General features: G+C 67.6%; 4 protein-coding genes. 2 read left to right on the plus strand and 2 right to left on the minus strand.

Annotated elements, in window-relative coordinates; all coding sequences use genetic code 11:
• A partial coding sequence (locus DT074_RS27670; RefSeq protein WP_368744954.1) for a hypothetical protein occupies nucleotides 1-1,025 on the plus strand: 1,025 nt, incomplete at its 5' end.
• Nucleotides 1,026-1,085: 60 nt separating this feature from the next.
• On the opposite strand, the gene rpsD is transcribed toward DT074_RS27670, so the two are convergent.
• Nucleotides 1,086-1,703: a 30S ribosomal protein S4 gene (gene rpsD, locus DT074_RS27675; protein ID WP_119423053.1), complete on the minus strand. Its 618-nt coding sequence runs from the start codon at nucleotides 1,701-1,703 to the stop codon at nucleotides 1,086-1,088.
• A 206-nt stretch (nucleotides 1,704-1,909) separates the two neighbouring features.
• On the opposite strand from rpsD, the gene DT074_RS27680 reads away from it, so the two are divergent.
• Nucleotides 1,910-3,157: a Zn-dependent hydrolase gene (locus DT074_RS27680; RefSeq protein ID WP_119423054.1), complete on the plus strand. Its 1,248-nt coding sequence runs from the start codon at nucleotides 1,910-1,912 to the stop codon at nucleotides 3,155-3,157.
• A 61-nt stretch (nucleotides 3,158-3,218) separates the two neighbouring features.
• Here the strand turns inward: DT074_RS27680 and DT074_RS27685 are convergent.
• Nucleotides 3,219-3,431 (minus strand): hypothetical protein (locus DT074_RS27685; RefSeq protein WP_368744955.1); only part of this gene is annotated, 213 nt, incomplete at its 5' end.

Consider the following 3,431-nt stretch of genomic DNA (forward strand, 5'->3'; position numbering starts at 1 on the left):
CGTCGAATGCACCGGCGCCGGCTGTAGCGGTCGCGCCGGCGCGGCCGGCCCCTGCCCCGCCTCCTCCGACCGCCGCCGCCGGGCCGACGCCGCCGGCGGTCGCCGATGCCGCCGCCCTGCAGCAGCAATGGCCGAAGATCGCCGCCGCGCTGCGCCGGCAATACGACCGTGTCTGGGCCCGCTACGAGGAGGCCTATCAGGCCAGCGGCATCAATTCCTACCGGCTCAAATCGCTGACATCGGAGGAGATCAGCATCTCCCTCGAATACATGGCGCACAGCACGGCGGGTTCCTATTCAGCCGGCCGTCCGCGGCTGCGCACACAGGACGTCCGCTTTCGCAACCGCGCACCCGGTTTCGTGATCCTCCAATGGGGCTCGTATCGCGTCGACACGTCGGTGACCGATGCGAGCCAGATCGACGCCCACTGGGATGTCATCGGCGAACGGCTGGTCGCGCAATATGATCGCGAGCTGGCCGTGGCGGACGGTGCGGTCGACATGGCGGGTATCGACGGCTATCGCCTGGACCGGCTGGACGCGAACGAGATTGCGCTGACCGTCGAATATCGCGTCAATCCGATGGCGGGAGCCGGCGCGCCGGCCAAGACCCGCAACGCGGAGGTGCGGCTGCGCAACAAGGCGCCCGATTTCCGCATCGTCAAATGGGGCAGTTTGCCGGTCAGCACGGCGGAAGACGATGAATCGATCCCGCGTCGCCCGATCGCCATTGCAAGCGTCACGGAGGCGCAGCAGTTCTGGCCGATCCTGCGCCGCGCGCTCGAGCGGCAATACGCCGACAGCATCCGCTTCCACCCGGCCGAGGCGCTTGCAGGTGCCGCCGAAACCGGTCCGCCCGCCACCATGCTGATCAAGCGTCACACGGTCACCGCATTGCAGGGCGAGCGGGTCGGCCTGGCGATCACCTACGAGGTGGCGGGCACCAATGCCCGCAGCGAGCGCGACGCCACCGTGACCCTGCGCAATGCCGGCCCTGCCTTCGAGGTGCTGGAATGGCGCCGGTAACGAAAAAGGGCCGCACCTGAGGCGCGGCCCTTTGCCCAGCGGAAGCCCGAAGGCTTCGGATCAGCGCGAGTAGAATTCGACGACGAGGTGCGGGTCCATCTTCACCGGATAGGGCACGTCGGCGAAGCCCGGCGCGCGCACGAAGGTGCCCTTCATGCCGTTCGCTTCGATCTGGATGTAGTCCGGCACGTCGCGTTCGCGCGACTGCTGCGACTCCAGGATCGCGGCGAGCTGCCGCGACCGCTCCGCCACCTCGACCACCTGGCCGTCCTTGACACGGAACGAGGCGATGTTGACCCGGCGGCCGTCGACCCGGATATGGCCGTGATTGACCAGCTGGCGCGCCATGAACGGGGTCGCCGCCAGCTTCATGCGGTAGACCACCGCGTCGAGCCGGCGCTCGAGCAGGCCGATCAGCGCCTCCGAGGTGTCGCCGCGGGCGCGCACGGCCAGCTCGTAGATGTTGCGGAACTGCTTCTCGGTGATGTTCCCGTAATAGCCCTTCAGCTTCTGCTTCGCCTGCAGCTGGACGCCGAAATCCGACAGCTTCTTGCGCCGCTGGGCATGCATGCCCGGGGGATTGGTCTTGTTCCGGTTCAGCGGGCTCTTCGCCCGGCCCCACAGATTCTCGTTGAGGCGGCGGTTGATCTTGTATTTCGACTCGAGTCGCTTCGTCATTCCGGTCGGTCTCGCAAGCAGGGGCGCGCGAAGGCGCAGCGCGGCCCCCGAGGAGCCGCCGCGAAGACGCGGGTTCTAAGCGGTCGGGCGTGGGGCGTCAAGCGCGGGGATGGGGCCGCTAGGCCCAGGAATTGCTTGAGCTTTTTCCGCCCTCCCCGGCCGTTCCGGTCGGATTATGCTGGTGCCCCGCCCTGGAGTCAGGCCCGATGACCATCCGCAAGAACGACCTCCGCATCGACGAAAAGCGCTTCTGGGCCTCGATGGCCCGCTCGGCCGAGATCGGCAAGGGCCGCACCACCGGCCTGTCCCGCCTGGCGCTCGGCGATTCCGACAAGGAAATGCGGGACATCTTCGTCGGCTGGTGCCGGGAGGCCGGGCTCGAGGTCACGGTCGACCGGATGGGCTCGATCTTCGCCCGACGGCCCGGCCGCGAGAACGACCTGCCCCCGGTCCTGGTCGGCAGCCATCTCGACACCCAGATCGCCGCCGGCAACTACGACGGCATCCTCGGCGTGCTCGGCGGGCTGGAGCTGATCCGCTCCCTCAACGATGCCGGCATCGAGACCCGCCGGCCCATCGAACTCGTGGATTGGGCGAACGAGGAAGGCGCCCGCTTCAATCCGCCGATGCTGGCTTCGGGCGTGTTCGCCGGCGTGCACCAGCTCGACTGGGCGCTCGGCCGCGCCGATCTCAAGGGCGTCACCTATGGCTCGGAGCTGCAGCGCATCGGCTATGCCGGCGAGGCTCCGGTCGGCGGCCGCAAGATCGATGCCTATTTCGAGCTGCATATCGAGCAGGGCCCGATCCTGGACGAGAAGAAGATTCCCGTCGGCGTCGTCACCGGCGGCTTCGCGACCCGCGGCATGAAGGTGAAGGTCAAGGGCGAGACCGCGCATACCGGCCCGACACCGATGGACCGCCGCCGGAACGCGCTGGTCGGCGCCGCCTATCTGATCTGCGCGTTGAACGAGATCGGCTGGCGCTATCACCCCGAGGGCGGCAAGTCGACCTGCGCCCAGCTCGAGATCTGGCCGAACCTGACCGGCATCCTGCCGGAATGGTCGGTCGTGGTGATGGATTTCCGCCACCCGACCATCGAGGGCGTCGAGCGGATGCGGCAGGAGGTCGAGGCCGCCATCCCCGAGGCCGCGAAGAAGGCCAATGTCGAGATGGAGATCATCGAGACCTGGCGCTTTGGCGACGAGGCCTTCGATCCCGATTGCATCGCGCTGCTGCGCGACGCGGCGCGCACGCTCGACATCACCTATCTCGACATGCAGAGCCAGGCCGGCCACGACGCCTACAACATGACCCGCATCTGCCCGACCGCGATGCTGTTCGCCCCCTGCGACAAGGGCATCTCGCACAACGAGGCCGAGACCATGGCGCCGGAAGACGCCTTCCCCGGCGTCAACGTGCTGATGCACGCCGTGTTGGCCCGGGCCAATCGATAAGCCCTCTTGCAGGACGATCGAAAAGGGGCGTCGGTCTACCGTAGTGACGACAACCGCGCCGCTAGAAAGAGGCCGTTCGCCGATGTCGGCGGTACCAGAGGCCGAACGATGCAACCGCCCAGCCCAGCAATCCGACCGCAGCGGGCTCGTTTATGGCCAAGCTCGATCCATCGATGTCCGCCCCGCTGCCCACGATGTTTCGTCCGATCGAGAAGCCGTCCGGCGCGAAGGTGCCGGTCCGGTTTTCGTCGTTCAGCATGTCGAGGAGCGTCGC

This window comes from Desertibaculum subflavum, assembly GCA_003576705.1.
GTDB lineage: Bacteria > Pseudomonadota > Alphaproteobacteria > Ferrovibrionales > Ferrovibrionaceae > Desertibaculum > Desertibaculum subflavum.